Genomic DNA, 26,584 nt, shown 5'->3' on the forward strand with positions numbered 1-26,584 from the left:
TATCAGATGTTGCCAATCTATTAGAGAGAATGATAGTTTTGCGTCTGCCTATCACTCGCCGTTGGTGTTTCAGCTGTTACTAGGAGTAAAATTCTCCCTTGATCTAGTTTTTCTTCATATAAGTTAGCTTCCTCCTTCGACAACCCCATTTCCCCCATTTGATTTCGGAGTTCGTCCCCTTTTTTGGAGAAAAAGTTAATAATACTTGTGCCCAATCCTTGTTCTTTTACTCCAATCGTATTTGTGTTTGTATCATCCGCAATCCTTTTTGTTAAATGTTTGTCATGTGCTAAAACATAAAGTGAAACTTTAATCAGTGGGGTTTTGTTCATCCCCCACTGATTATTAGTTGAACCAATCGGGCTTTTACGGGCAGTTAATCCCCCACCTAACTTCTTTGCTTCCACTGAATTTTGAGGTGGGGGTCTTACTGACCGTTAATGCGGGATAAATATCATCTTGGCGAATCCCTTGCAATTCTAGCTCTTTTACTTTCATAACTACTTCCTGCTCATTTTGATATTCATGAACCACCGGGTTTCTTTCATTCTTATTCATGGTATTTTTCCTCCTTTAGATTTTTTATTTAGTTGTTATGTAATATGTAATACACCTATTTTAAAGATGTTAAACCTAAATTTTCAAAAAATTTAATACAATAGGTTATTAATGTTTTTGAATATCAAAGTGATGTCACGAGAACTTTGCTTTGATAAAAGTGTTACAAATAACGATTTGTTTGGAAGGCAAGCCCTTTATTTTATAGAAAATTTCTATATAGAAAAAGTTACAAAAGGAGTACAAGATACTTTTTTCGTTAATTAAATCCAAGAAAAATAAAAAACCAAATAACCTACCATCAAAAAATAAAGAAAACAGGTTATTTGGTTATTCATTCCGTAAGCTTAATGCTCAAGTTAGTCTTTTTTCACACGGTTAAACTTTATTAAGAAAACATTAAGAAATTTCCCTCTATATTCATAAGAATTTTTTCCTATACTTAAAAATAAGTAAATTAACAAAAGGAGAAACAATCATGAAGAAATTTTTACTTTGCATATTAGGAATAGGCCTCCTTATATACTTACTACCGTTCATATTACGCGGGGATTTGGACCGATTTAATCCACTTGCTGAAGAAAAACATGTATATGCCGTTGCGAAAGGGTATGGTGTTCCAGATTACCATCATAAAGGAAGAGCTATATACTCACTAAAAGGTATTGATGAATCCGGGAATGAAATAGAATATACAGTAGGAACAAACACTCCTAATGATTTTATAAGAAAAACGTACTTAAAGGTTCATGTGAAAGGCAAGTATGTCTATTCTTACGACGTTATTTCTGAAAAGGACATTCCGGAGAAACTAAGAGGGAAATTGGAGATAGAAGTTAAATAAAAGAGCCTACTCGTATGAGTTGGCTCTTTATTACCTCTCCCGTCTATCATTGTTTTAACAACCATTCTTCCATTACTTTAACTGTTTCATCTTGTTGTGCTTTTGACGTAATTAAGCTAGCATTATCACCTTTTTGCTCGCCATACATGCCGAAATTAGCATGATTCCCCCCTTTTATCATGTGCATAGTTGTATTCTTTGACATTAACTTTTTATTGTTCTCTATTTTTTCTACAGTTGCTAAAGCATCTACTTCTCCATAAATAGATAACATTGGAATCGATTTGGTAGAGAAATCATCTGCGGGATAAGAACCTAAGAAAATGATTCCATCTACCTTTTCTTCATGCTGAAAAGCATATTTAGAAATCATAGCTCCGCCCATTGAATGCCCTGCAACATACCATTTCTGAACTTCAGGATACTGTTCCATTACACTGTCTACTGCATTGATTCCAAGTATCGCTAAATTTAATGGTAACTTAGGCATTACTACAAAATGCCCATCTTTTGCAAGAGCTTCTCCTAAATAACTATAAGCTTCAGCTTCTACTTTAGCTCCTTGATAAAAAATAACTCCTATTTTAGCATCTTTCTCTCCAAAAACTATATTCTCTTCATCTTTTTTATTATCTACTAGAGACAAAGCCTCTTTCGTTGGTTTATAAGTAAACTGAGACCAAGTCAAAAAAGTAATACTTCCGATAATTAAAATACCTAATACAGAGTACAGAACAATTTTTATCCATTTCTTCACATATATGACCTCCCTAAGATGTGTATATTCTATACTTTAGATTATCATTAATAAAGTGAAAATTTAATCAGCCCTCACCAATCGGGCTTTTACGGGCAGCCCGATCCCCACCTAACTTCTTTGCTTTCGCTGAATTTTGAGGTGGAGGTCTTACTGCCCGTTAATGCGGGATAAACATAAAAACTCGAGCATTTTTATTATGCTCAAGTTTTCATTTACGTCTTTAATTTATACTATAAATTGTCCAAGATAAATATGTAGCAAATGCAGCCCATAAAAAATATGGGATTAGCAACCATGCCGATACTTTAGATAAATTGGAAGAAAACATAATGAGAAGTAACGTAGTAATAGCGACTAGTAAACAATCTACTGTTGCTAAAAACAAATTCTTTTGGCTAAATTGAAAGTAGCTGAACGCTTGATTGAATATATAATTTAAAAAGAATAAAAACCAAAATGTTTTTGGCTTGAATCCATAGTTGTTGTAAATAATTGCAACTGATAATGCAATAAGTCCAAATAATACAGCCCATATCATTCCGATTGTCATACCAGGAGGTGTCCAAGACGGCTTTTCTAACGCATTATACCAAGTACGATCAATAGGGAATAAAACACTAGAAACATAAAACAAACCATATGTTAGTAAGAACACTATAATACTAGATTTTTTCATAAACATTCTCCTTTTTTACTAGAAGGTTTTAGAAACTCTATATGATTCGTATGTTCTTTCAATGAATGCAACTTTAATACACAAATAGACATTCTTATACTTTTCATTATACCCTTTACATATCAAATTCATATTGACTCGTGTATTTTATATAAATTCTTTCATACTTTTATATGCACAAAGTGCTCTCTCCCGCGCTGCCTTATGATCAACAACTGGCAAAGGATATGTATGACCAAGCTGTATATTGGCCTTTTGTAAAATATGCTCAGGTGCTTCCCACGGCTTATGTATATATTTATTCGGTATATCTCTTAATTCTGGCACCCATCTTCTTATATACTCCCCATTTTTATCAAACTTTTCTCCTTGTGTAATCGGGTTAAAAATACGAAAGTATGGTGATGCATCCGCTCCACTTCCAGCAACCCATTGCCACCCCATTGTATTATTTGCAATATCAGCATCTAATAGTGTATCCATAAACCATTTTGCTCCTTCTTGCCATGGGATTAATAAATGCTTTACAAGAAAAGAAGCTACAGCCATTCTTGCTCGATTATGCATAAAACCTGTTTGCCACAGTTCCCGCATTCCCGCATCAATAAACGGATAACCAGTTTCACCTTTCTGCCATACTGTTAATAACTCATCTTCATTATTCCACGGAAAATGTTCAAAGCTCTTATTAAGAGGTTTATATACTGTAAACGGATAATGATATAGTAAATAATAAGAAAACTCTCGCCAAATTAATTGACGTATAAAGCTATTCACTTGTTTTTCAAAAAGACTACATTGTCTTTCGGTACTTTTATTTATTAAGTAATGATACATCAACCTCACTGATATTTGACCAAATGAAAGATAAGGTGCCAACATCGAATGAGCATTTTGATTTGGAAAATCTCTTCCTTCACTATAAGAGGCTAATTTGCTAGAGAAAAATTTCTTACATGTTTTGTATGCCCCTTCTTCTGTAGGCTCCCATATTGATTCAATATGAGATGTCCACGGTATAGTAGGCAGCAAGTGTAATTCTGAAACAGATAAGCTTGCTGGTAAAGAGTTTCCTCCCTTTATACTCTGCACTTTACTAATAGGTTTAGGTATTATCTGCTTTTGAAATGCATTATAAAAAGGCGTAAACACCTTATATTCAGTGTTATCTTTCTTTTTAATAATCCACGGTTCTAATAATAAATGCGAATTAAATTCCTTACAGATAATACCTTTATCCTCTAACATCATTTTCATTTTTTGATTAGATTGTAATCTGTCCGGATCATAACAAATATTCCAATATACAGCCGTTATACGTAATTGTTCTATGAGAGAACGTATTTCTTCCTCCGTACGTCCTTTACGAATTATTAAAGTAGAGCCCAATGCCTCAAGTTGCTTCTTTACATCTATTACAGCATGGTGCAACCACCACTTTGATGCACTTCCCATTGAAAAAGTTTCGTCATGTACATATACCGGAACAACCTCACCGGACTGAGCAGCTTCAAATAAAGCTAGGTTATCATATAAGCGAAAATCTTTTTGAAACATAACAATAATTTTGTTTTGCATAACTATCCCTTCTAATTCTTAAAACATATTAAATTTTATTATATAACAGTAATTTATACCTAAGAATTTATTTGTCCCTAATAGATTAGTTAATGTATTCAACTACTTTATTAGCAGAAACTTTTGCAACCGTTTCTTTTCCACCTGTTCTATCAATCATGAAACCATGAACTTTAATATCAGAAGGTACTAACGGATGCTGACGAATCATATCTATACTCTTCTTAATATTTTCACTAACATTTTCTTGTCCACTTAGCCATGCATTCAGGCTACCACTTGAAAATTCAGGCATGCAATTTTTAAAGAGATAGTCTAATTCTATATTATCTTTTATGAAATCATGTTGAGTTTGTAGATTAACTGAAGAAGTTTCTTTATCCTCTATTCCTACAACAAAAATTTCTTCAACATTTTCTTGATAAATAGCAATAATAATAGATCTCATTATATCTCCATAAGGATGTACAATTACAGAATCGTAGCTGTGTATAGTCAACATGTTTTCTTGTTGAATGTTAGTTACTTGTTGGATAATAGGCTCTATTCCATGTTCAATGTCTGTTAACAATAAAACTTTTTTATTCTTTGAATTCATATGGAGCACTCCTTCTTCATTATTGTATTTATGAAATTTTTAAGCTAGTAACAATAGTTGATTATGCATTGCATGATTGTTACCAGTTTTTCCAGCGTCCCTCTGGATCAACACTTGCAAGTCTAACCCATCTATTTTGAACTTTTTCTCGAAATGCGAAATCATTATTTAGCAAACGCTCTATATATTCAATAGGCGCTTGAATTACAATTAGTAAACGAAGTGGTGAATGATACGTCTCACTATCTGACTGCATAACGGATTGCCAAGGTAAGCCTGTCAACAAATCACTTGCATTTCCCTGCATAACACCAAGACCCGCCGTTACGGTTTGGGTTGTTTTGTTTCCACTACCATAATAATGAGGAGCTACAGTTGAAGCGTAGTATTGTAGATTTATCCACTGAGCTACTGTTCCTGGTCCTGCAATAATGTTAGCTAATATATCGCCACTTTCATCCTGTTTCCAATCATAATTATGGAGGAAAGCCCTACCTTCTAAGTCACAATCCTGAGTTAATTCTCGTTGCCCGATAATAAAAGATGCATTACGAGCTAATCCCCATTCTGGACGTATTTCACTCCAATCTTCTGCAAATCGATGCGCCTCTTTACTCGCATTTTTTATTTTCGTTTTAAAATTTGGTAATTGCGTTAAACGCTCTCTACTTGCATGTTGGCTCACATTTGGCATAATCGACTCGATACAATCAAATGCTTCTTGCGCAGTTTCCGAAAGTTCTGGGACGTAAATCCATTCCAATTCATCCACTGTTGTTTTATGTTCAGCTGCTGCAAAAATGGTATCCTCAGGAATTTTAATACCTTCAGCAAACAACGCCTCTCTCACTTCTGGAAGATTACATAAAGTAGCAAAAACTCTTGCATTGAATCCCCCTGCTGCTCCGCCACACGCACCACACTCAAGTGCTGCAGCATAAGGATTGTTCGTACTTTGACTACTATGTCCGCACATTACAACTAAAGGAGCAAATTTTTCTGTCAGTCCCACCATTTTTAAAGCTTGACGCACATAGTTCACTTTTTCTTCTTTAGTAAAACCGATAGGTATCTCACCCTTTGTGTCATGAACATGATTAAGCGAGAATGTTGTATCAGGTTTTTGTAACATCGTTTTACGAAGGTTACGAATGAAACCACCAACTCCTCTTGGGACAAAACTTCTTGTCACCATCTGTAGACCAAGTAAAGGACCACTTAACTCAGGTAGCGCCATACTTGTCAGTACGTTCTGTTTCATCGTTTTAAATGTATAACGTATCGAACTGCCTACCCTCTTACGTTGCTCATAAGATTTAAGTTCATTTTCATTTGTGAGCTCTTTTATTTGATGTTTCGGTTTGAGTATAACTGGCAAAGAAGGATGATTGTTATTACTACCTAGTTCACTAGTTGCAATTGGTAAGCCAAAGAAACCAGCTATCCCAAATGTTTCAAACGGACCTAATTTTTCAAGATGGCGACGAAACGGTTCTGAACGTACATCAATACAGAATGCTAATTGAGCTAATACACGCTTTTTATCATCGGTTGCACGTTGTTTAGAAGCAATCTTCTCCCTTAATTGCTCTGCATGCGTTTGTTCCCAAGCTTCCAGCCAAAGTTTTCTGCGAATATTTTCATCAAAACGATAAGCGAATACTAATAATTCACTTTGTTCAGCAGTAGGCATTTGTAACCATTCCCGTGTTGAAATATTCCCCCAATAGATCCAAGAAGCTATAAGTGGGACGATCGAAACTTTTTTCTCAACCTTTTGATTTTTTAAAGGTAAATAAGGTTTTGCAATAGCCAGCTCCATAGAAATTCGAACTGCTAAATATTCTATGAGAAGTTCCTGTTCCTGAATTGATTGTTGTGAGCGCCATCGTATCATTCCTGCCCACCCAGGCAAAGAAAGTAAGTGCCCTTCAAGGTAAGCTTGTATATTAGATTCAGAAATTCCTAGTTCAGATAATGCTCTCGCTAAAGCTACTTCGGCATCTTGTGGCCAATCTTTTACAACTTTACGCTCATTTTTACTGAGCGCTGGATCAAATTTAATAAGGTGGTGCCATGCACGATAAAAACCTTTCTCTCGATTTGGCATCGTCCAACTTGATCCGGAGTCATCAAGATATAATTTACACCATTTAATGATATGATAATTAAGAACATCAGATAGGTTTTCACTATTTTGATTCTCTATAAGCGAACTTATTGGCTGCATAACAGAGGCTTTCATACTTGCTGTATTTATATAACTCATTTCTTCTGCCAATTTATTTACTTCTGGCGATGATAATAGACTAGAAGGTAATTTTTCTAACTTTAAAGCGGCTTGGCAAAATCGCTCTGCTTTCTCTCGCGGAATATGAAAAGATTGTGAATCAAGCCAACGAGACAAGCCAATTTGTAAAAATGATTCCTCAATCTCACCTTTTGCCTTTGCCGAATGAATCATGGAGGCACTAGGATAAATATCTACATTACGAGCTTCTTTTAACCAATTTGCGACTTGTTCAAATGATTGCTTTTCAAGCCCCATCCAAGGGTGATGAGCCGCAAACGTAGAGATAGGCCAAAGTGGTGCAATAACTCGGCTAGCAGATGCAACTAAATCATTTATAGTATTTTCTTGCATATCAATGTTTGTATCTTTCTTTAATATTGATGGTATGCTCATCACGAATTACCTCCCTTTGATACATAATGTTTCAGATAGCTTGGGTGACTTTCTACTGACTTTCGTCTCGCCTCACCTACTCGAACTAACCAAAGATAAAGTACAGCGAATAAAGTAGAAGATTGATGACGAGTAACGAAAGTACTAATAACACTACTAAATAGTAAAATACATATAACAAAGATAACGGCTGGAGCTGAAGGTTGAACACTTTGATAAATATTAGTATGCAACCATTTATAAAGAGAATTATGAACAGTAAAGTAAATTTGAGAGAATCCAATCAAAACAATTAAGCCAGCAATTCGTCCCATTCTTCCCTCTCCAAAAACAACAAGCTGTTTCCATGAAAAGTATAGTGACCACCCTAATATTAACGCACTAACTAGTTGATACCCCTCTCCAGAAGTCATAAACCAGAAAGTAATTGCTATAAATAATCCTAAAACACGCCCGACTATAATCCATAAATTGGACATCTTTTCATTAGACTGCTTCACTACCCCAAAACGTTCTACTGAAGAACCAGCTTGTAAAAACAGTGTAGCTTTAAACAAACCATGTAAAATTAAATGAATAACAGCCGCTAAATAGGCGCCTAATGCACATTGAATCAGCATAAATCCCATTTGCGCAATAGTTGAACCTACTAGCTGACGTTTATAATCAACTTGGACTAAACTAATTCCTGTACCTATTAAGACAGAAATACTAGAGAAAATTAGTAAAATGATTTGTGCAATATCATCATGAAAAAGAGGTGAAAATCTAGTTAACATGATACCGCCAGCATTTACTAAACCCGCATGCATAATAGCAGAAACAGGAGTTGGAGCAACAGCAGACTCAATTAACCACCTTTGAAAAGGCCATTGTGCTGCTGGAATCATCACAGCCAATATAATTAATAAATTGATTGCTGTTCTTTCCAATGTTCCATGTTGCACTAAATTTTCATTCGCTAAAACTGATGTTAACTGCCACTGTCCAGTTATTTGAAACAGCCAGATGATAGCTGATAGTAAGGCAATCCAACTTATTGTAAATAAATAGCCAGAGATTTTTGTTGCTTCACTAACTACTTTCCACCCTTTATTTAGCCCTATGAGTAGAACCAATCCTATAAGCGTTGCGCCCCAACAAATAATCATTATACGAAGATCATCACTTAACCATGCAACAGAAGATACACCTGTAGTAAATGTAAAAAGTGCAAAGTATTTTCGATATGAGCGATCCCCCATTAAGTAACGTACAGAAAAGCGCTGAATGATTAAACCAATTGTAAGAACAAAGAAAGCCATTAACCAAGCTAAAGTATCTAGACGCCAAGGCCCCACAACTCTATCTCCATTGTTATTAACAAGTGCAAGCAAAGAAACCAATGAAGGCACAGCAGCGATACCAATATGGATATGAACAAAACGTAAAGGCATCCTTGCATTTAAAAACAATAATCCACTTAGCCAAGAAGCACTAAGCGCGATAAAAAATAATGTTAACAGTGTTAATGAACTTAGCGAAATTAACATGTAAAATACTCCCTTCCAAACGAAAATAACCTATAAAAATTCCTTTTAATTACGATAGTTTTTTTAATTTCAATTTTTATTCACTCTTTTTAGTACATCGTTTTTTCCATAAAAAAAACCGACAACTTCCATAATTCAATGATTTTATATCATCATTGAATTATGGAGATTGTCGGTTTCACTTCAACTAACTTCAATAAAGTTTTTTGAAGAGCTCCCATTTTATAGAGGATAGTAATGTATGTATTACTCCTATTAAAAATAACAGTATATCTCTGATCTCCTAGATTATGCAATCAATATATCAATTTATGTTATGCGCTATCTTTCAATTAAGAAACTTTTTCATTTAGTCAATATTACATATTAAAAAAATGCTAAAGCCTTAATTATAGCAAACAGTTAAAATAAGCATCTATTAATTTTTAAAACAATTATAAGATAAATCATATTAAGCAGTTTGTCAATTTATTTATCCATTTTTTCAAGCGTTATTTCAATGAAAATTCATTATACGTAAATAATTTCAAGTTTTTAATTATTATCATGTTAATAAATGTAAATAAAGTGCAAAACTTTTAGGCTTCTTAATTCTCCCACTACGTTTTTAATTTATCTTCCCCTAACCTTAAGATGTTTTTTATTTTTAAAATTTTTCTTCAAGATTATGAAACAATTTAAAAATCATTACTCGTTCACCTGTACGAGAACTTATATCAGTATGAAAGCTTTTCACTTTTTCTCCAGTCAATTCGAGTATAATCTCTTTCAGATCTTCAATTCCAGATTCAACTAACTCCGAACGATTTTTCTTTATCGTTAACATACCGTCTTTCGTTTCGCAAACAGTATATTCAGCCGGCGTTAAAATTCCTTGTAAATTTACGATAATCATATCCCGTAATATATCTGTCTTAACGGATATAGATCCGCGTCCTAGGTAGTCCTTTTCCCAGTGAGTAATTGCTTTGCTTATCTCTGATTCAATAGAGCCTTTTGAGTTTTTCATCTATGTATCCTCCTTCAATAAAATGTAATTACATTTATAATTACAATAACAATATAATAATCTGGATTGATTTTATTTTCAATTATTGAGAAAAATTTATAGGAATCGTTGTAAGGTATCCTTTAGGATTAAACTAATTTTTCATATTGCAATATATGTTTTTTGGGGTTATTCCCAACAAGATACTCTTACTATAAAGACTCTGTTGCATGCATTTCTAAAAAGGACATTCCGGAGAAAATAAGAAAGCTCTTGTAACGTAATATATAAACGAAATAGCCTACACTGGTGAGTAGGCTATTTCTCTTTTTATTTTAGTCAAAAAGCTATTCATACCCTCATTCGAACACATTATCCGATTAGGTTTATGCATATTTCCTTCGAATTTTACCAACCACCAATAATAGTAAAGGAATTCCTAGCTCATAGACGGGAAATGCAATTGGAATTACAAAAAATATGTAGTAATAATGGGTAAATGTTTGGATATTTTTAACTGATACAGCTATGATGAACGAAATAGGAGCAAGAACCAAAGCTACTTTTCGCCAATCCTTTAAATGAAATATTTGTGCTGTTCCATAACAAGCGATAAACATGTATAACGCCAGTTTAACAAAAATACTAAAAAACCAAATAATAACTATCAAAATATCTACATTTTGAATGAACTCCATGACGGATATGTACCGGCTCAAATCGTAAACCGGATACAAAAAACTTGAAGATAGATTCGGACCGAATGTTAAAATGACCGCTAATGTTCCGATCGTTACCATGAAAACGGCCAGCCCTACTCCCCACATCGCCCGCGATGACGCTTGTTCTGGTTTGTCCATAAAGAAAACAAACATCATCATCATGACAGCCTCCCCGAAAAATGCAGCTACAGGAGTATAGGAGCCTTTAAGTATGGGAAGCCATCCAGAATCATGATAAATAGGCCGCATATAATCCCAATTCATATTGCCAACATTCAAAATGATTACAAACGTTATCATTAAAAGTACAATTGGCCCTATGATTTCACTTAAACGTCCAATACCTTCCACCCCGCCTTGGTAAATAATAAAAATGAGCAATAACATTGCAGTCAAGACAATAACCCACAAAGGTGTATTATGAAACAAAGCGATAATAATGAACTCACCAAATTCGCGGACGGTTATCCAAATTATCATGTACCATCCAAAGAAGTAAGGAATCATCAGTATCTTTCCTATCCATTTACCAAGAATGGTTTGACTAAATTCAATTAGCGTTTGTTTCGGATAGAGCGAACCAAGTGTAGTTGCCAAAAAAGTAAGAGCAACCCCTATCCCCCCTGCAATCAAGATCGAAATCCATGCATCTTGTTTGGCAGTGCGAATCGTCGCTGGAATAACTAGAAGGAGTGATTGTCCCACTTCAAATGTGAACATCATCCAAAAGATTTGCCTGCCAGAGATTTTCATTGAATTTCTCACACTCTATATTCCTCCTTATTTTTTCATTTCATTTTTCTTTAACTGCAACGGTGGTCCAGTCAGTCCTACTCGCCGAATAGTAAGCTTTGTATGAACAGAAACCTGCACTTTTCGAAATTGTTTACTCCAATTCTTTTTTAGCCCTTTCCATTCGGATGGATATTTTCGATGAATGGCTTCCCCAAATCCAAAGATATCGGTTCCGTATTGTTTTTGAACCTTTTTAATAGTTTGGAGAGCTTGCTTTTCAGATTGTTTTTCCAATACATGTTCTAAAAGAGTTATATTTTTTGGCTGCGAAAGATCTAAATTCGTATTATTCTCCTGAATTGTTCCTTCGCCAGAAAAAACAATATCACACTTAATTGTGTCCCCTTGTATAGTAGGTATAATTTTTCTATTGATTTTTGTCATATATAAACTTGCACTACCATTTCCTTTAGAGGCGCTTGCTGTAACCGTCTGTTTACTTAAACGATTCACTATCCAAAGAGTAGTTAACCATTCCTGCATGTTTATATACCCTACCAATTTGAAATCGTTGTTAAATATAGCACCACCTACAATTTGAAACCCTTTGACCTCAGTTTTTCCTTTTTTATGAGACACATTTAGTTTAATAACAGGTAAAATCGGAGTGATTCCATCACTCGTACTAGCAATAAGAAAATTTAATAAAGACATATCTCCTAACGCCTCTATTTGCATATGCTCTTTCAGTGCCCCAAGTGCCGGGATAGATTCTAAGGGGATGGATGCTTTCAAAAACTCTTTTGCAGTATGCCCCTTTATTACAAACGCATCTGCTCGTAATCGAATGTCAGGATCGCGGCTATATGCATCTAAAACTGAAGCGAGGCCATTTTTAGCCATTTTTTCTCCAATCAATATTACACGCTGGTGCCCTCGAAAGATTTCTCTCGACATTTTTGTTTGCATCATTTGTACAGCTTCATGTGTATCCTTTCCAATTCCTGATTCTATAAAAACCGATTTTCCTGCATTACTTCTTCCACTCTGTCCCATTCCCATTTTTGATGGGATAATAAACTGAGCACTAATTTCAACCTTATTATTCTTCGCTTGATCAAGTCCCCACCCTAATTCAATCGCCAGATCATTTAACTCCGTACGATCCCAACATCCCGTCAAGAAGCATAATGAAACGACCAGTATCATACAGAGCGCCTTGTGCAGACTCATTCCGTTTCTCCTCCCCGTTTCGCATCTGGCTTTTGTCCATCTGGAAAACGAACTTTCTCTTCACCAGATACCATTATTGGGCGGTGTGTCATATTCCAACGAGGTGTTCGGAGAAAAACATCCTTTAAATCACGCGGAGTCTGAGGCGCAACTGGACTTAAATACGGAATACCAAAAGAACGAATATTAGTTAAATGAATCAAAATCGCAAGGGTACTTATTGCTATACCGTATAGCCCAAGCATCCCTGCCAATAACAGCATAGGAAAGCGTAACATCCGGTAAGCTGTTCCTAGGTTGTAGCGCGGGAACGCAAATGACGCAATACCGGTTGTCGCCACAACAATAACTAAAGGTGCGGAAATAATACCTGCTTGGACAGCAGCTTGCCCGATAACAAGTGCCCCCACAATGCTAACTGCCGATCCAACGGGTTTTGGTAACCGAACGCCCGCTTCCCTCAAACCTTCAAATAAAAATTCCATCATTAGCGCTTCTATAACGGCAGGAAAAGGAATACCTTCTCGCGCAGCTGCAATACTAATAAGCAAATTTGTCGGAATTAATTTCGGGTGAAAAGTTGTAATAGCAACATAGAGAGACGGAAGAAATAATGAAATATTAATTAATATTAAACGTATCCATCGAACAAAAGTCGTGTAGATGGAGCGCTCATAATAATCCTCCGCTGCTTGCAAACCTGTCCAAAATGTCATAGGAACGATTAAAACGAAAGGTGTATTATCGACTAAAATGGCGACTTTCCCCTCTAACAAACTTGCACAAACTGCATCTGGCCGCTCGGTATTTTGAATTTGCGGAAAGGGAGAAAAGGGTTGATCCTCGATAAACTCTTCAATAAAAGCTGACTCCAATACCCCATCAATTTGAATTCGCTTGACCCTTTGGCGAACTTCATCCAAAATCGAATCGGGTGCAATGCCCTCAATATAGGCAATTACCACATCTGTCTGTGATAATTCCCCAATGGAATAAGGCTCCATTTTTAGTTTTTGACTCCGAATCCTTCGGCGAATTAGGCTCGTATTCACCCTTAACGTTTCGGTAAATCCGTCCCGAGGGCCACGAACAGAGATCTCGGCAGCCGGTTCTTCAATACCTCGTTTTTCAAACCCTTTTAAATCAGCGACTAGAGCTTGACTCTCTCCTTCTGTTAAAATGACGATATTCGCTTTCAATATCGCTTCTATAACCTCATGAACTTTTGAAATCGTCTTTACTTGAGAAACCGCAATAAGCTGTTTTTGTATAATTTCTCCTACCGAATCCTCACTCTTTACTCCACTAGGCAAACCTTCAAACATCATTGGTTTGAAAACAACTTGTTCCACAATCTTAGTGTCAATTAATCCATCTATATAAATAAAAAGAATTTTAGTTTGACTATTTATGAGAAGTGGACGAAATACAATATCGGAACAATTTTCAAAAACTTGTCTCAAAACTTCTTCATTCGCACATACACTCTGCTTGAGTTCACACTCTTGATCATTTTGGATCTGCATACTTGCACTCTCAAGTTCCTGAATATCTTTTCTCAAACGATTTCTACTAAGTTTTTTCATCATACTACCCCATTTATCGAATGGTTTATGTTTTTATACTTAAACTTTAGTGTTAGTGATTTCTTGACAGAAAAGCTTTAGTGACCGTTCCACCACATGGTTTTTGGGTAAGTAATCATTTGTCTAGAAAACAACAGGAAAATATCCCCTCTATCTCCTTCTTAAAATCTCCTTACACATGAAAATTATTCAATTTTTTCTATAAGTTAGTTATTCTAAAATGAGGTTCCATAAAGTAACTTGTAACTGATGATTTGTTAAATTGGTACTAATACACTTATAGAAACGAGCAAAAAAAGCATGCTCTGAAGAAAGATAAATCAGAACATGCTCTTAATTTATTTAATGGAATCACTGTTTTAGAAAAAACTAGGATCATTTCTTTAATCCTTCTTTCACTAAAATACTCTTTAATGAAATCATCTCATTTTTTAATAACCTTGTTGATACTATAGACGTTGATCTTTCTGGAAGTTTAGACGAAAATGATTCGCTTCATTTTAAACAATATTTTCATACTAGCATGCTAGTATAAAGATAAAATACAGAGATAGCCTTACTATTGAAATTCTATTATAATTTTGTAATTACAATTCATTTGAATCAAATAAAAAATCAGAAGAAATAACATTATTTGGAGGTACTCCGATGAACCTTTTAATTAGAAAGTTAGAAAAAAATGATTTAGACAATTTCCCGGAGATTGATGATAGTTTTATAGTGAATGCTCGGTTAATTCTTTCTCTTTCCAAAGTAAATAGACGCATAGAATATACAGTAGAAGACGTTCCAAGTTATGAAAAAAGTTATTTACAAAATCAATATGATAATGAAGAACTTGCTTACAATGACTATATAAATAAACCGAATCAAGTAATTTACATAGCACTGTTACATAACCAAATCATTGGATTCATAGTATTGAAGAAGAATTGGAATAACTATGCTTACATAGAAGATATAACGGTGGATAAAAAATATCGTACACTCGGGGTTGGTAAAAGATTAGTTGCTCAAGCAAAGAAGTGGACAAAAGAAGGCAATATGCCAGGTATCATGCTTGAAACGCAAAATAATAATGTCGCAGCATGTAAGTTCTATGAAAAATGCGGATTTGTAATTGGTGGATTTGATTTTCTTGTTTATACAGGTTTGGATAAGACAAGTGATGAAGTTGCAATTTATTGGTATTTGCATTTCGAATGAAACTGTTTTTAACATGAAACAAAGTCAAAATAAAAACCCCAATCTCTCTATATTAAAACTGAGAAACTGGGGTTAAGTTACTTAACAATATTTTTCATTTAAAACAAGTAACTAATTAACAATCCTGCTGATAATAAGAAGCCAAAAATCGTATTTGTCATCGCTGTTGATTTCATTGCAATGCGCATATACCCAGGATTCTTTTTCCCTTTTTGGAAACTTTGAATTGCAGAAATTGGCTTTTTCAAACCTAGGAACATAACTAATGCCCAAGGGCTTATATAACCCATTAATACAATTACAGCAATCCATAAATAAGCAATGAAAAAGGCTATAGCCAGTGTTACCACTGCTTTTTCCCTCCCAAGGAGGATTACCAATGTCTTTCTTCCACCTTTAATATCTTCTTCGATATCTCGGATGTTATTTGACATATTGATTGCACCTACTAAAATTCCAATTGGAATGGAAATCAATACACTTTCAATCGTTACAGTATTCGCTTGGATAAAGAAAGCAATGAGTACAAAACATGTCCCCATTAACAATCCAGAAACTAATTCTCCAAACGGGGTGTACGCAATTGGTAATGGACCGCCTGTATATAAATAGCCAACTGCCATCCCAATTAAACCAATGACAACTAACCACCAGCTGCTATTCATACAAATATAAATGCCAATAAAAGCTGCTACCACATACAATAAAAGCGCAACTGTTAAAACATTTTTCGGCTTCAATCCATGACGGACAATCCCGCCACCAATTCCAACAGAATCAGCAGTATCTAATCCACGTTTGAAATCATAGTACTCATTAAATAAATTCGTTGCTATTTGCAATGCTAAACATGCAAACATCATCGCAATAAATAAAAGCCAATGAATCTCGGCAACATAAAGTGATGCCACAGTCCCTAATATTACAGGAGAAAACGTGGCCGTTAATGTGTGTGGGCGCGTCATCTTCCATATTAATTTAGCGGAACTAATCTCTTTTTCTGTCCCCATAACTCTGTTCAATCTCCCTACATTTTAAGTATAAAATCGCTAGAAGTATCTTTCTATCTATTGCCTACTTCACATCCATTCATTATATCAATTAATGATTATCCTTTCTAACAAATCTACTATTAATAAAGTAAAAAGTTATAAAATGAAACTCTAATCAGTATGAGTTTTGTCATCCCCACTGATTATTAGTACATATCCATTGGGCTTTTACGGGCAGCCCTCCCTCCCATTCGCTGAATTTTGAGGTGGGAGTCTTACTACCATTTAAAATAGGATAAAAAAGAAGTCAAATTACTTCCAGACAACACCTCGCCTCTCATATTCCATTCTATATTCAACGGCAGCTGCAATTTTAGGATTTGCGAATCTTTCCGTGATCCAAAGTCCCAAATCAACTCCTGAAGTGACCCCTCTTGCAGTAATAATATCGCCTTGATCCACAATTCTGTAAGGAAGAAGTTCTGCTCCATATTTATTAATTTCACTCTGCGCCAAATGATGCATTGTTGCCTTTTTATCATTCAATATACCGGATTCAGCTAGTAGCATCCCTCCTGTACAAACGCCAGCAACAATCGTTCCTTCATTGTGCATCGCCCTAATCATTTTAGTCACAGTTCCAAGCTCTGCTTGCTTTCGTGCCCCATATTCAGCTTTATGATTCCAGCCACCACCAGGTACAATTAACAAATCTGGACGGTTATCCATCCGTAAAAAATCATGTACTTTAACTGCAACTCCAAACGAAGTAGTAACTTCTTGTTTTGGTTCACTCGAGACGAATTCAATCATAAATGGAGCCCCTTCTTCTATCGCTCTTTTGAGTACCTCAAATGGTGCGAATGAGACAAGTTCTCCAAAACCATCAAACAATATAATTTGTAATTTCATTTTTAGAACACCTCATATGTTTTGTTTTATAAATCTCAAAGGAGAAGAAAGGTTATCTACAAATTAATAATGAAGACAACCTCTCTCCCCTTACTCTATAAACTTTCAAATGCTCCTCTAACCGCCTCGCATCATCTAATACACTTAGCGTTTTCTTTACAAAATTCCAATTCAAACTACCGGATAACCATAACAATGAAGAAAGTCTCTCATAATCATTTGGTGTTAAAATATTATGAGCCTTATATCCTTCTAAAAATGAACTAGCAACACTTGAACACACTTCATGTGACTGTATTCCTTCTGTTCGAGAATACCATTTTATTAAAAAGGCTAGTCCTTCAATGCGATCTACATATCCAATTGATTCAAAATCTACAATTCCTTTTACCTGTTGATTTGAGTCCCATAAAACATTCAAAGGATTTAAGTCTGTTTGTACGATAAACTCTAATTCACTCGTATATGCGCACTCTATATGATATTTAGCTAGATTTATATACTCCCGTACGTCTTTACATGCGCTCGCCTTACTTTCTAACATACTTTTAAACTGGGCATACCCATCCAAATGAGATTTCTTTTGAAAAATCGAGCTTTGAAATGTACTAGAAATATCATGAATCTTTCTTGCCGTCTTTCCAAACGATTCTGCAATAGATTCTGTGCCGTGTGTAAGATGCTCTCCTTTAATCCAATTTGCCAATACAAATCGGTACTGTTCATCATTCCAAGTGACTACTGTAAATGAATCCCCTGACCTATTCTTGTTAATTTTCATAAAAGGAATTCCATGCTCACGTAAATAATATGTAAAGCGTACTTGCTCTTTCAATTGTTCATTTGATAACGTTCCAAAAGCTGGATTGATTGTTCGTTTACTATTTATAAACCTTGCGGAATATCGCTTTCCATTCACCTTAATTTTATAGTGTAAATCTGTATTCCAACTATTATTATGTAATTCTTCTTCGAGTACTAATGAGTCGATTTCTTTAAAATAATTTATTAATACATTCCTAATTATGTGTTTCACCCCGTTCTCTCCTTCCATACAAAAAATTAGGGTACAAGCAATTCATCCTATTCCCCATAGCAAAATTTATTTCACTTAATTAAGCATAGCTAGGATATTTCAAATAGGAAATAGAATTATAGAAAATAGTAGATGGGAGGCATATTATTGAAGACCTTAAAATTCGGTATAATTGGAGCATTAAGTATCACCTTATTAATTGGATGTACAAGTAATTCAAATGAAACGAAAGCTTCCAATAAAGAAGCATCCACAGCAGTGAAAGAAAAAGAAATTGTATATGAAAACGTTATGTTTGAACAAAAAGAAGTGAGAAAACTTGAGATTAGTCCTGTAAATTCAAAAAGTAGTAATCAAGTAGTAAATAAAGAAAATATGAAAACAATTTTCACAAGTATGGAAAGCGCAGAGAAAAAAACACTCCTTCTAGATCAAGAGGCCAAAAACTATATACATTCAAAAATGAAGGTTACTTATCAAAATAATTCTATACAAGAATTCTTTGTTTGGATAGAATCTGATGGTGACATCGTAATAGCAAAAGCGAGCGATGAAACGCACGGCGAAGGTTATGATCTACGTGAGGATAATTCTAAAAAAATCATTCAGTTTTTCAAAAAAGAATCCTAAAACTAATTACGACACAAATAAAAAAGCCGCATTTGCGGCTCATAAACTTATAGAACTAACTCATGCCTATCGTTTCATCGCATCAACAAATTATTCATCAAATAGAAAATAATATCCTACATAGTTACATACATTTGTAAACCCTACATTTTCCACAACTGCGACAGAAGGCTTGTTCAATTCCATACAGTCCCAATATGGAGTAATGTTATTCTCTAAACAATCTTTCACAAAACTATGAGCTATCTTTTGAGCTAATTTTTTCCCTTGGTGCCCTTCTATTGTTTCAATATCTATGCAGTGTATATTGTCAAATACAAACCCTGAAAAACAAACACTCACAATTAGATCATCATAGACAATGCAATAACCGATTCCCTCATTGAAAAAACGATCCGGTGAAGACCAAAACTCTAAAATTTTTGATTGTAAAAATTCAATATTCTTCAATATGTTTCCTTTATTTTCATAGAGAGCTTTACTCATTTTTAGCACTGTATATCCTTCTTCAATTTTAGGTCCATAATGATCTTCATAATCTTCTTTTTTTTGCGTATACACTCTTTGATTCCAACTCTTTAAGTTACGGTGCTGAAATATTCTTTCAATTGTTTTGTTCCACTTTGAATGATTACCAATTGCTTCAAAACAATTTAGTCCAACCTTTCTCGCCTCAGGCTCTATCACATTATCAATAAAACTATTAATTTCATTATTAAACTTTTCATTTTCTGCACTTCCTATAAAAAAGAAGCCATCATTATTGCCTAACCAAATAAGACCCGAATTAGGGGAAGATATGTTATCTACAAATATACGACCAGGATTCATCCCTGCAATTACAGCTTTGACTTCTACTTGGCCTTGTTCATTTATTAAACTACTACATTTATAAAAATCATCCTTGCTTAATTCAGAAATCATAAGTTAAACCACCTTTATGAAACCGCTTTATTCTAACTTTACCACTATGACAGAATATTCTCTATTCTTTTTAATAGTTGTTTTAAACCAATGAAATATATAATAAAAAAGAGCCAATCTCCAACACACTAGAAGATTGACTCTTTTCTTTATTTACTCCCCTGTTTCAGAAAATCGTTTTATACGTTCTCCAATTTCATCGCGAACACGTTGAAATTCAGACCATTCTTTTCCTGCTGGATCATCAAATCCCCAGTGAACACGATTCACATGCGGCGGAGTAGATGGGCATACAGCATCTGCATGACTACAAAGCGTAACGACTAAATCAGCACTATTTAAAATGTTTGCATCAATTATATCTGATGTTTGATTTGTTATGTCTATATTTACTTCATTCATTGCTTTAATTGCGTTTGGATTTACTCCATGTGCTTCGATTCCTGCAGAATACACATTCCACTTATCTCCTAAATATTTCTTTCCCCATGCTTCTGCCATTTGGCTTCGGCATGAATTTCCTGTACATAAGAAATAGATTGTCTTTTTGTTTTCCATGGTATTTTCCACCTTTATTTTTTAATTTAGACTGGTTGGTCATTAAAATATTTACGTTTAAACCAAAAAGCAACGTTTACAAGTGCAATCATTACAGGTACTTCAACTAAAGGACCGATAACAGCTGCGAATGCTGCGCCCGAATGAATACCAAACACACCAACTGCTACAGCAATCGCTAATTCAAAGTTATTACTACCTGCTGTAAATGCTAATGTTGTAGTCACCGGATAATTTGCACCAATTTTTCTTCCCATAAAGAAAGAAACAAAAAACATTACAATAAAATAAATGAGTAATGGAATTGCTATTCTTACTACATCTAGTGGTACGCTAACAATCATTTCCCCTTTTAAAGAGAACATAACGATGATTGTAAATAGTAATGCGAGTAGTGTAAGTGGACTAATCTTAGGTATAAATACCTTTTCATACCACTGTCTTCCTTTTAGCTTAACTAGTACAAAGCGTGTCAACATACCTGCTATAAAAGGAATTCCCAAATAGATAAATACCGATTTTGCTACTTCAATCATTGTAATATCGACAATAGCACCTTCAATTCCTAACCATTCTGGAATTACGGTTACAAACACGTATGCATAAACTGAGAAGAATAACATTTGAAATACCGAATTAAAAGCAACTAAACCTGCCGCATACTCTTTATCTCCATCGGCAAGATCGTTCCAAACAATGACCATTGCAATACAACGTGCTAACCCAATCATAATGAGACCAACCATGTATTCTGGTTTATCAGGAAGAAAAATAATTGCTAAAACAAACATAAGTACCGGACCAATAATCCAGTTTTGTACTAAAGATAGAACTAACACTTTAACATCTTTAAATACTCGGCCCATTTCCTCATAGCGAACTTTCGCTAATGGTGGATACATCATTACAATTAAACCAACAGCAAGTGGAATAGACGTCGTTCCAACTTGTAATGTATTCAGTCCGTCTACTACACTAGGAAACACAAACCCTAAACCAATCCCAACAGCCATCGCTAGAAAAATCCATAGTGTTAAATATCGGTCTAGAAAAGATAAACGTTTCATTTTATTTTCCATCTCCTACTAACAACAAGAATTTTTAGCTACCTCATTTGAAGTCGTGCAACAAGATGATTCTTCTATTTTGTGAACATCACTATCTGCTTTCGTATAAAAGAATTCCCACTCATTCCCATCAGGGTCTGTTAGCCAAAACTTATCTTGAACCGCATAGCAACAAGTTGTATCCATCTCATCACGCGCAAAGAAACCTTCTTTTTCTAATCTTTCTTTATGTAATGTGATTTCTTCAGCTGTATCCACTTGGAAACCAAAGTGATTTACCTGATTTCCCTTCACCTCATCTCGTACGTTCAGCGTAAAATTAAGCCCTGGCGTCTCTAATAAAAATTTTGCATAATCCGTTTTCACCTTAACTGGTGAAACACCAAATACCTTTTCATAAAATTCAATAGACTTCTCTAAATTCGTAACGTTTATACCAACGTGAACATATCTCATACCTTATTCCTCCTCTTTATATATCATTAATCAATTTTTTTTGATTAATAAATTAAAATTTTAACAGCAGCTACCTTTGCCTGTTTTTCTAAAGATACAACACAATTCTTCTGATAATAAATTATTTACTTCCGCATCATTTAAATCATAATAACTCCACGTACCTTTTGTTTCTTTTACAATTAAACCTGCATCTAATAAAATCTTTAAATGATAGGACAACTTAGATTGTGTCATTTCAAAAACTTCAGTTAAATCACATACACACGTCTGGCCTCGCTGACAAAGCTCATACATGATTTCTAAACGTTTTTGATCTGCCAACGCTTTAAATTTTTTCTCATAGAGCTGAAAATCTTGTGCCACTTTAGTTCACTCTCCCTTCATCAACTTTTTTTGATGTTTATAGTATATACACTGTTTAGTTCTTTATGCAACTAATTAATCAATTTTTTTTGATTTATAAAAACCTCCCTCGCATCATATCTTTGCTACAATTAAAAAGACCATAGCTTTTTCAAAAGTGAAAAACTACGGTTCTTTTTACAACTTAATAGTTACAATATTTCGGAGGAATGGAGTCTTTATAACTGTTTTTAATTTTAATTTGACCATTATAGAGTAGTGCCCCATCACTATCAAGCTAAGAAAAACAAATACCCCCTAAACGAAAAAATAAGCCGTTTTCTATTAAAAATACACGAAATTTTCATCCTGGGGGTGTTATAAAATTCTTAAGTTGATGGGTATGGGGTGGGACCCCAATAAGAACGGTATCTAAGGTTGTATGAGAGGTGTTTGTTCCATTCCAGAGATCTCAGCTGATGATTAACTCAAGTACCGGTTTCGGATGCCCCCCATGTGATGAAGTTCGTGTCCTGCGATGCCGTACGCGAGGGCGCGCGCCGTAATGCTTAGGTTGTTGGCTGTGCCCTTGCGGGTCCACGCCTCCGCCGGTAGCCCGCGCAGCAATGTGATCGTTGATTGCCGTACGGCCCGGTAGTCTTCGGCCAATTGCGCGGTTGTCCAGCTTCCGAAAGGAGGCATGAACAATTCCTGATCGAAACCGGTCAGAGACGTCTGGTCCCCTCTTGCGAACCGGAGCAGGCGGTAGGTCATGACGCGTTCCGCGTCTGCAATGTGGCCCACGACTTCTTTCAGCGTCCATTTTCCTTCCGCATACCGATATGCGGCCTGGCTTTCGGTCAACGATGCCAGGAGCTCGGTCATTTGCTTTTCCTGGGCGAGCAGAATGTCGATGATGTTACCGTCCGGCACCAAACGGATATATTCGCCGGAGCCCCCGGCGTATTCTTCTTCTGACGGTCTTTGATTCATGCGTAGTCACCTCTTTATGTAGATATAGAAAATTATAGCACTCGTCTATGTCTAATCAATTCGCGAAATGATAGAACTTCCCTTCTAATAATTGAGGATAAGCAACTATATAGTCGGTCGCCACACTATCCTGATTCGTTAGCACAATAAACAATGCTAATCATAATGCATAAAAATTTTCTGTTATACAATATTTCGAAGTTATTAATATATAAAGGTAACACCTTCTTTTTTTAATTTAAAGATGAATTTTCAATTATATTTTGAAATGAACCGAAGTAAAACACACTAGTCTAACTACTTTTCTATACAAGATTTTATGCAAAAAAGAATAGCGAAGATCCCTAGAATCCCCGCTATATCAATGATGTATAAAATCTTGTATAAGAGATAGATAGACATAGAGACAAAAAATTTAGTAAAAACAAGGATTCTATGAAAAACTTGCTACCGATAATGAGACGTTATGTTAATTAGATATGTATAGGATATACAAGAATAAAAGGTTTTCCTTACTTTTATCAAGAATATATTTATGTTCTTGATTTGTTAATTAAAAAGGAGCGTTAATAATGAAATTTAATAAATTATTTTTATTTATTATTGGAGTATTTGTATCTAATTTAATATTTAATTTTGTTACAGGTAAATTTGAATGGAGTATTTTTTTCTTATTGACACTAGGAGCAATTTTAGGTTATCAAATCGGTAAAAATGAAGTCGAAAATAAGTAAACAATATAAATTTAAAAAAGAAAAAGGCAAATTCCTTTTGAAAGTAGAGATTCGTCTTTTTCTTACTACCAATAACGAGAATTATGTAAATAAGCTGTCCATGTGGACAGCTTATTGTTTTTTTTTTCTTAGCGTGCAAAATTCGCGTCTTGTTGGCAGTACTCCATGTCCATCAACCTAACAGATCAGGTTGCCCCAAAACGATAAAATGAACTTCATTGCTATAAAAGACTCAAATTTTTCGTTTTGGAGCATTATAAAATTTTAACTTGATGGTGATGGGATGGGACCCCAAACAGTACAATTTTATTTCAAAGACACAACGATCTTACTACACACTTTTTATTTATCCCACACTCTCATCTGCTAATATTACTATTTTTTATTACTAATGTTGCCGTTTCACTCGGATGGCTAAGAGGAAAATGATGGCCATATGGAACAAAATCAACCTTACCAAGATGCGATGGAGCAGAATAGCCTCTGTCATAATCCCCCCAAATAATGTGAAGATTATACTTTGTTACTTCATTGAAATCACCTTGATCGTTTTTCAGTAGTAAACTGTTAAGCTGAACCGTAGTATTTAAAATTCTAGGAGAAGTAAAACTGTTACTTATTTTTTCAATATACTGTTCAGGGATGCTCTCCATACTTTCAAACAAACCATTACTTAATAAATAACGCCCTATCAAATTAGTAGTTGCCAATTTTAATGTCCATTTGTTCATAAATTGAGGAATATTTAGCGATTTAGCATTTTTTTTAGCAACAGGTGGCTGAAGTAAAGTGATTGCATACTTCTTATCTATGTACTCTTGTACCAATGCTTCCAGAAGAATAAACGCACCGAATGAATGGCCAATTAGATGTGCACCATTAGTAGCTTTCTCCAATAACTTTTTCACTACATTCAAATAGATATCTAGAAGATTTTTCTCTAGTTTAAAAGGAGAACGTCCCAAACCTGGAAGATCCAAGACCCATACAGGTTGACCAGTTTTTTCATGAAGCTCTTGTGCTAAAGGAAATAAATCTTCTCCATCGCTCAATAAACCATGTAATAAAATAAACGGTTTACCCTCTCCTTGTAATTGGTAAAGGGTAGTGTTATCGCATAATGTTCGTTTAAATAAATGATTATGCTGGCCATTTTGATACATCATTCGATAATCCAGATCAGCTACTACGGCAGGGAAAAATTTCATTACACTCGCCTTCTTAAACCAATCTCCTCCCATAATTTTTTTCGCTGAAACATTTGAAAATTTTCGTTTTGTAATAAAATTCAGTCCATCAGAAGGAATTTTTGTTATTTTACTTACTCCACTATTCATAATTGCTTTCATAAGTGGCATTGGGACAGAGATTTTTGGTGCCCTCATATTCATACTTTCCGACATAATACTTAATAATTCAGCAATGTTCTGATCGTGCTGTTTGTCTTCAACAAGTGTATATGTTTGAATAGTCGGTTGTTCCAATCTGAAAACCTGCACAATAAACTTCGCAAGCTCATCGTTTGAAATAAGTGGTAACCTATATCCCTTACCCCCAGGAATCACTGGCATGAGCCCTCTTCGCATGCTCATCACAAGCAAACCTAATCCTGCTATCTGCTCTGTACTCCCTGTTTTACTACTACCGACTACAGTTGGCGGATTAATTACAGAAAGCGGATAACCTACTGCTGCTGCCTGGTGACGGATATAAAGATCTGCTAAAAATTTTGTTCTCTCATATGGATTTTTTATTTTCAAATAATTGTTTCCTTCTTGAAACACATCAATTGCAATCTTGCTATTTTTATCATCAAAGGGGCTCATATAACCTACAACATGAATAAATTGTTGCAAGCCCTTCAATTGATGAATACTTTTAGCTAATTCACTAATATGTTTTGCGCCATTTAAAAATACGGAAGCTGCCTCTTTACTTGTCGCTTGAATATCCATGGGGCCTCCTGCGTGAATAATCACATCCGTTTTCAATACCCTCTCCTTATCTTCAGCACTTAGACCTAAATCTATTTTCGTCAAATCACCTTCAATAAAGTGCATAACTTCCTTTTTTAAGATGCCTCTTTCTTGAAAAAGGCGTATTGCTTTACTTTTCGACCTCACTAAAAGAAGAATTTTAACATCCTCTTTGGCTAATTCTTTCACTAATTGCTTTCCAATAAAGCCTGTTCCACCAATTAAAAATACTGTTCTCATATAAGATCTCCTTTTTAGT

26 protein-coding genes and 1 pseudogene are annotated in these 26,584 nt (G+C 34.9%); 5 read left to right on the top strand and 22 right to left on the bottom strand.

Annotation, left to right across the window (positions count from 1 at the left end):
* Positions 1–20: 20 nt before the first annotated feature.
* A complete protein-coding gene (locus ACS2MN_RS09185) occupies positions 21–332 on the bottom strand; it encodes a general stress protein (protein ID WP_430384453.1) in 312 nt (103 codons plus the stop codon).
* A 103-nt stretch (positions 333–435) separates the two neighbouring features.
* Positions 436–558: pseudogene (locus tag ACS2MN_RS09190) on the bottom strand (general stress protein); the annotation flags it as partial.
* Positions 559–669: 111 nt separating this feature from the next.
* On the opposite strand from ACS2MN_RS09190, the gene ACS2MN_RS09195 reads away from it, so the two are divergent.
* Both ACS2MN_RS09195 and ACS2MN_RS09200 read left to right on the top strand, forming a co-directional pair.
* Entirely contained in the window at positions 670–825 is a 156-nt protein-coding gene (locus ACS2MN_RS09195) for an acyl dehydratase (RefSeq protein WP_080119719.1), read from the top strand.
* Positions 826–1,036: 211 nt separating this feature from the next.
* Positions 1,037–1,402 carry a YxeA family protein gene (locus tag ACS2MN_RS09200; RefSeq protein ID WP_000714081.1) on the top strand — a complete coding sequence of 122 codons (366 nt, stop codon included), beginning with the start codon at positions 1,037–1,039 and terminating at the stop codon, positions 1,400–1,402.
* A 46-nt stretch (positions 1,403–1,448) separates the two neighbouring features.
* Here the strand turns inward: ACS2MN_RS09200 and ACS2MN_RS09205 are convergent, their stop codons facing one another.
* From ACS2MN_RS09205 to ACS2MN_RS09250, 10 genes are all read right to left on the bottom strand, one after another.
* Complete coding sequence (locus ACS2MN_RS09205) at positions 1,449–2,159, bottom strand: alpha/beta hydrolase (RefSeq protein ID WP_000758850.1); 711 nt, start codon at positions 2,157–2,159, stop codon at positions 1,449–1,451.
* A gap of 223 nt (positions 2,160–2,382) precedes the next feature.
* A complete protein-coding gene (locus ACS2MN_RS09210) occupies positions 2,383–2,838 on the bottom strand; it encodes a TspO/MBR family protein (protein ID WP_000749758.1) in 456 nt (151 codons plus the stop codon).
* A 147-nt stretch (positions 2,839–2,985) separates the two neighbouring features.
* A complete protein-coding gene (locus tag ACS2MN_RS09215) occupies positions 2,986–4,416 on the bottom strand; it encodes a cryptochrome/photolyase family protein (protein WP_346994511.1) in 1,431 nt (476 codons plus the stop codon).
* 85 nt (positions 4,417–4,501) lie between these two features.
* The gene (locus ACS2MN_RS09220) at positions 4,502–5,014 is read right to left on the bottom strand and encodes a carbonic anhydrase (RefSeq protein ID WP_346994510.1); all 513 of its coding nucleotides are present in this window, start codon (positions 5,012–5,014) and stop codon (positions 4,502–4,504) included.
* A 79-nt stretch (positions 5,015–5,093) separates the two neighbouring features.
* On the bottom strand, positions 5,094–7,700 hold the full coding sequence (locus ACS2MN_RS09225) for a DUF2309 domain-containing protein (protein ID WP_346994509.1): 2,607 nt from the start codon (positions 7,698–7,700) through the stop codon (positions 5,094–5,096).
* Complete coding sequence (locus ACS2MN_RS09230) at positions 7,700–9,232, bottom strand: NADH dehydrogenase subunit 5 (protein WP_000908892.1); 1,533 nt, start codon at positions 9,230–9,232, stop codon at positions 7,700–7,702. Before ACS2MN_RS09230 ends, ACS2MN_RS09225 begins: the two co-directional genes overlap by 1 nt.
* 646 nt (positions 9,233–9,878) lie before the next feature.
* Positions 9,879–10,241 (bottom strand): DUF2294 domain-containing protein, encoded by a 363-nt coding sequence (locus tag ACS2MN_RS09235; protein ID WP_000798162.1) that lies wholly within the window; start codon positions 10,239–10,241, stop codon positions 9,879–9,881.
* Between the two features lie 365 nt (positions 10,242–10,606).
* Positions 10,607–11,695, bottom strand: coding sequence for a GerAB/ArcD/ProY family transporter (locus tag ACS2MN_RS09240; protein WP_346994544.1), 1,089 nt, complete (start codon positions 11,693–11,695; stop codon positions 10,607–10,609).
* A 27-nt stretch (positions 11,696–11,722) separates the two neighbouring features.
* A complete protein-coding gene (locus tag ACS2MN_RS09245) occupies positions 11,723–12,910 on the bottom strand; it encodes a Ger(x)C family spore germination protein (protein WP_098710317.1) in 1,188 nt (395 codons plus the stop codon).
* The gene (locus tag ACS2MN_RS09250; RefSeq protein ID WP_098710318.1) at positions 12,907–14,499 is read right to left on the bottom strand and encodes a spore germination protein; all 1,593 of its coding nucleotides are present in this window, start codon (positions 14,497–14,499) and stop codon (positions 12,907–12,909) included. Before ACS2MN_RS09250 ends, ACS2MN_RS09245 begins: the two co-directional genes overlap by 4 nt.
* 645 nt (positions 14,500–15,144) lie before the next feature.
* Between ACS2MN_RS09250 and satA the strand changes: the two genes are divergently transcribed.
* Positions 15,145–15,702: a streptothricin N-acetyltransferase SatA gene (satA, locus tag ACS2MN_RS09255; protein ID WP_001050468.1), complete on the top strand. Its 558-nt coding sequence runs from the start codon at positions 15,145–15,147 to the stop codon at positions 15,700–15,702.
* Between the two features lie 98 nt (positions 15,703–15,800).
* Here satA and menA read toward each other — a convergent pair whose 3' ends face one another.
* The 3 genes from menA to ACS2MN_RS09270 all read right to left on the bottom strand — a co-directional run bounded on the left by menA (position 15,801) and on the right by ACS2MN_RS09270 (position 18,660).
* On the bottom strand, positions 15,801–16,712 hold the full coding sequence (menA, locus tag ACS2MN_RS09260) for a 1,4-dihydroxy-2-naphthoate polyprenyltransferase (RefSeq protein ID WP_000536361.1): 912 nt from the start codon (positions 16,710–16,712) through the stop codon (positions 15,801–15,803).
* 294 nt (positions 16,713–17,006) lie between these two features.
* Entirely contained in the window at positions 17,007–17,606 is a 600-nt protein-coding gene (locus tag ACS2MN_RS09265) for a DJ-1/PfpI family protein (protein ID WP_000775810.1), read from the bottom strand.
* A 52-nt stretch (positions 17,607–17,658) separates the two neighbouring features.
* A complete protein-coding gene (locus ACS2MN_RS09270; RefSeq protein WP_015000683.1) occupies positions 17,659–18,660 on the bottom strand; it encodes a phosphotransferase enzyme family protein in 1,002 nt (333 codons plus the stop codon).
* 129 nt (positions 18,661–18,789) lie between these two features.
* On the opposite strand from ACS2MN_RS09270, the gene ACS2MN_RS09275 reads away from it, so the two are divergent.
* Positions 18,790–19,272: a hypothetical protein gene (locus ACS2MN_RS09275; RefSeq protein ID WP_000854079.1), complete on the top strand. Its 483-nt coding sequence runs from the start codon at positions 18,790–18,792 to the stop codon at positions 19,270–19,272.
* Between the two features lie 90 nt (positions 19,273–19,362).
* Here ACS2MN_RS09275 and ACS2MN_RS09280 read toward each other — a convergent pair whose 3' ends face one another.
* The 6 genes from ACS2MN_RS09280 to ACS2MN_RS09305 form a co-directional block, all read right to left on the bottom strand.
* A complete protein-coding gene (locus tag ACS2MN_RS09280) occupies positions 19,363–20,196 on the bottom strand; it encodes a GNAT family N-acetyltransferase (protein WP_000622589.1) in 834 nt (277 codons plus the stop codon).
* Between the two features lie 153 nt (positions 20,197–20,349).
* Positions 20,350–20,754, bottom strand: coding sequence for an arsenate reductase (thioredoxin) (gene arsC / locus ACS2MN_RS09285; RefSeq protein ID WP_000428336.1), 405 nt, complete (start codon positions 20,752–20,754; stop codon positions 20,350–20,352).
* Positions 20,755–20,780: 26 nt separating this feature from the next.
* Entirely contained in the window at positions 20,781–21,821 is a 1,041-nt protein-coding gene (arsB, locus tag ACS2MN_RS09290; protein ID WP_000826571.1) for an ACR3 family arsenite efflux transporter, read from the bottom strand.
* Between the two features lie 18 nt (positions 21,822–21,839).
* Positions 21,840–22,277, bottom strand: coding sequence for an ArsI/CadI family heavy metal resistance metalloenzyme (locus tag ACS2MN_RS09295; protein WP_001271012.1), 438 nt, complete (start codon positions 22,275–22,277; stop codon positions 21,840–21,842).
* Positions 22,278–22,337: 60 nt separating this feature from the next.
* The gene (arsR, locus tag ACS2MN_RS09300; RefSeq protein ID WP_000046018.1) at positions 22,338–22,643 is read right to left on the bottom strand and encodes an arsenical resistance operon transcriptional regulator ArsR; all 306 of its coding nucleotides are present in this window, start codon (positions 22,641–22,643) and stop codon (positions 22,338–22,340) included.
* Between the two features lie 462 nt (positions 22,644–23,105).
* On the bottom strand, positions 23,106–23,615 hold the full coding sequence (locus ACS2MN_RS09305; RefSeq protein ID WP_001076291.1) for a DinB family protein: 510 nt from the start codon (positions 23,613–23,615) through the stop codon (positions 23,106–23,108).
* Positions 23,616–24,187: 572 nt separating this feature from the next.
* On the opposite strand from ACS2MN_RS09305, the gene ACS2MN_RS09310 reads away from it, so the two are divergent.
* Complete coding sequence (locus ACS2MN_RS09310) at positions 24,188–24,349, top strand: hypothetical protein (protein WP_000671229.1); 162 nt, start codon at positions 24,188–24,190, stop codon at positions 24,347–24,349.
* 359 nt (positions 24,350–24,708) lie between these two features.
* Here ACS2MN_RS09310 and ACS2MN_RS09315 read toward each other — a convergent pair whose 3' ends face one another.
* On the bottom strand, positions 24,709–26,565 hold the full coding sequence (locus ACS2MN_RS09315) for an alpha/beta fold hydrolase (RefSeq protein ID WP_001261107.1): 1,857 nt from the start codon (positions 26,563–26,565) through the stop codon (positions 24,709–24,711).
* Positions 26,566–26,584 lie beyond the last annotated feature (19 nt).

This window comes from Bacillus cereus group sp. BceL062, assembly GCF_051780025.1.
In the GTDB taxonomy this organism is placed as follows: domain Bacteria; phylum Bacillota; class Bacilli; order Bacillales; family Bacillaceae_G; genus Bacillus_A; species Bacillus_A toyonensis.

What these genes read in the sequence shown, in the direction of transcription:
- ACS2MN_RS09200 (WP_000714081.1), top strand. Translation starts at nt 1,037, where the DNA reads ATGAAGAAATTTTTACTTTGCATATTAGGAATAGGCCTCCTTATATAC.
- ACS2MN_RS09310 (WP_000671229.1), top strand. Translation starts at nt 24,188, where the DNA reads ATGAAATTTAATAAATTATTTTTATTTATTATTGGAGTATTTGTATCT.
- arsB (WP_000826571.1), bottom strand. Translation starts at nt 21,821, where the DNA reads ATGAAACGTTTATCTTTTCTAGACCGATATTTAACACTATGGATTTTT.
- satA (WP_001050468.1), top strand. Translation starts at nt 15,145, where the DNA reads ATGAACCTTTTAATTAGAAAGTTAGAAAAAAATGATTTAGACAATTTC.
- ACS2MN_RS09210 (WP_000749758.1), bottom strand. Translation starts at nt 2,838, where the DNA reads ATGAAAAAATCTAGTATTATAGTGTTCTTACTAACATATGGTTTGTTT.
- ACS2MN_RS09215 (WP_346994511.1), bottom strand. Translation starts at nt 4,416, where the DNA reads ATGCAAAACAAAATTATTGTTATGTTTCAAAAAGATTTTCGCTTATAT.
- arsC (WP_000428336.1), bottom strand. Translation starts at nt 20,754, where the DNA reads ATGGAAAACAAAAAGACAATCTATTTCTTATGTACAGGAAATTCATGC.
- ACS2MN_RS09235 (WP_000798162.1), bottom strand. Translation starts at nt 10,241, where the DNA reads ATGAAAAACTCAAAAGGCTCTATTGAATCAGAGATAAGCAAAGCAATT.
- ACS2MN_RS09185 (WP_430384453.1), bottom strand. Translation starts at nt 332, where the DNA reads ATGAACAAAACCCCACTGATTAAAGTTTCACTTTATGTTTTAGCACAT.
- ACS2MN_RS09265 (WP_000775810.1), bottom strand. Translation starts at nt 17,606, where the DNA reads ATGAAATTACAAATTATATTGTTTGATGGTTTTGGAGAACTTGTCTCA.
- ACS2MN_RS09245 (WP_098710317.1), bottom strand. Translation starts at nt 12,910, where the DNA reads ATGAGTCTGCACAAGGCGCTCTGTATGATACTGGTCGTTTCATTATGC.
- ACS2MN_RS09270 (WP_015000683.1), bottom strand. Translation starts at nt 18,660, where the DNA reads ATGGAAGGAGAGAACGGGGTGAAACACATAATTAGGAATGTATTAATA.
- ACS2MN_RS09305 (WP_001076291.1), bottom strand. Translation starts at nt 23,615, where the DNA reads ATGAATCAAAGACCGTCAGAAGAAGAATACGCCGGGGGCTCCGGCGAA.
- ACS2MN_RS09225 (WP_346994509.1), bottom strand. Translation starts at nt 7,700, where the DNA reads ATGAGCATACCATCAATATTAAAGAAAGATACAAACATTGATATGCAA.
- ACS2MN_RS09240 (WP_346994544.1), bottom strand. Translation starts at nt 11,695, where the DNA reads ATGAAAATCTCTGGCAGGCAAATCTTTTGGATGATGTTCACATTTGAA.
- menA (WP_000536361.1), bottom strand. Translation starts at nt 16,712, where the DNA reads ATGGGGACAGAAAAAGAGATTAGTTCCGCTAAATTAATATGGAAGATG.
- ACS2MN_RS09220 (WP_346994510.1), bottom strand. Translation starts at nt 5,014, where the DNA reads ATGAATTCAAAGAATAAAAAAGTTTTATTGTTAACAGACATTGAACAT.
- ACS2MN_RS09315 (WP_001261107.1), bottom strand. Translation starts at nt 26,565, where the DNA reads ATGAGAACAGTATTTTTAATTGGTGGAACAGGCTTTATTGGAAAGCAA.
- ACS2MN_RS09280 (WP_000622589.1), bottom strand. Translation starts at nt 20,196, where the DNA reads ATGATTTCTGAATTAAGCAAGGATGATTTTTATAAATGTAGTAGTTTA.
- ACS2MN_RS09230 (WP_000908892.1), bottom strand. Translation starts at nt 9,232, where the DNA reads ATGTTAATTTCGCTAAGTTCATTAACACTGTTAACATTATTTTTTATC.
- ACS2MN_RS09195 (WP_080119719.1), top strand. Translation starts at nt 670, where the DNA reads ATGTTTTTGAATATCAAAGTGATGTCACGAGAACTTTGCTTTGATAAA.
- ACS2MN_RS09250 (WP_098710318.1), bottom strand. Translation starts at nt 14,499, where the DNA reads ATGATGAAAAAACTTAGTAGAAATCGTTTGAGAAAAGATATTCAGGAA.
- ACS2MN_RS09295 (WP_001271012.1), bottom strand. Translation starts at nt 22,277, where the DNA reads ATGAGATATGTTCACGTTGGTATAAACGTTACGAATTTAGAGAAGTCT.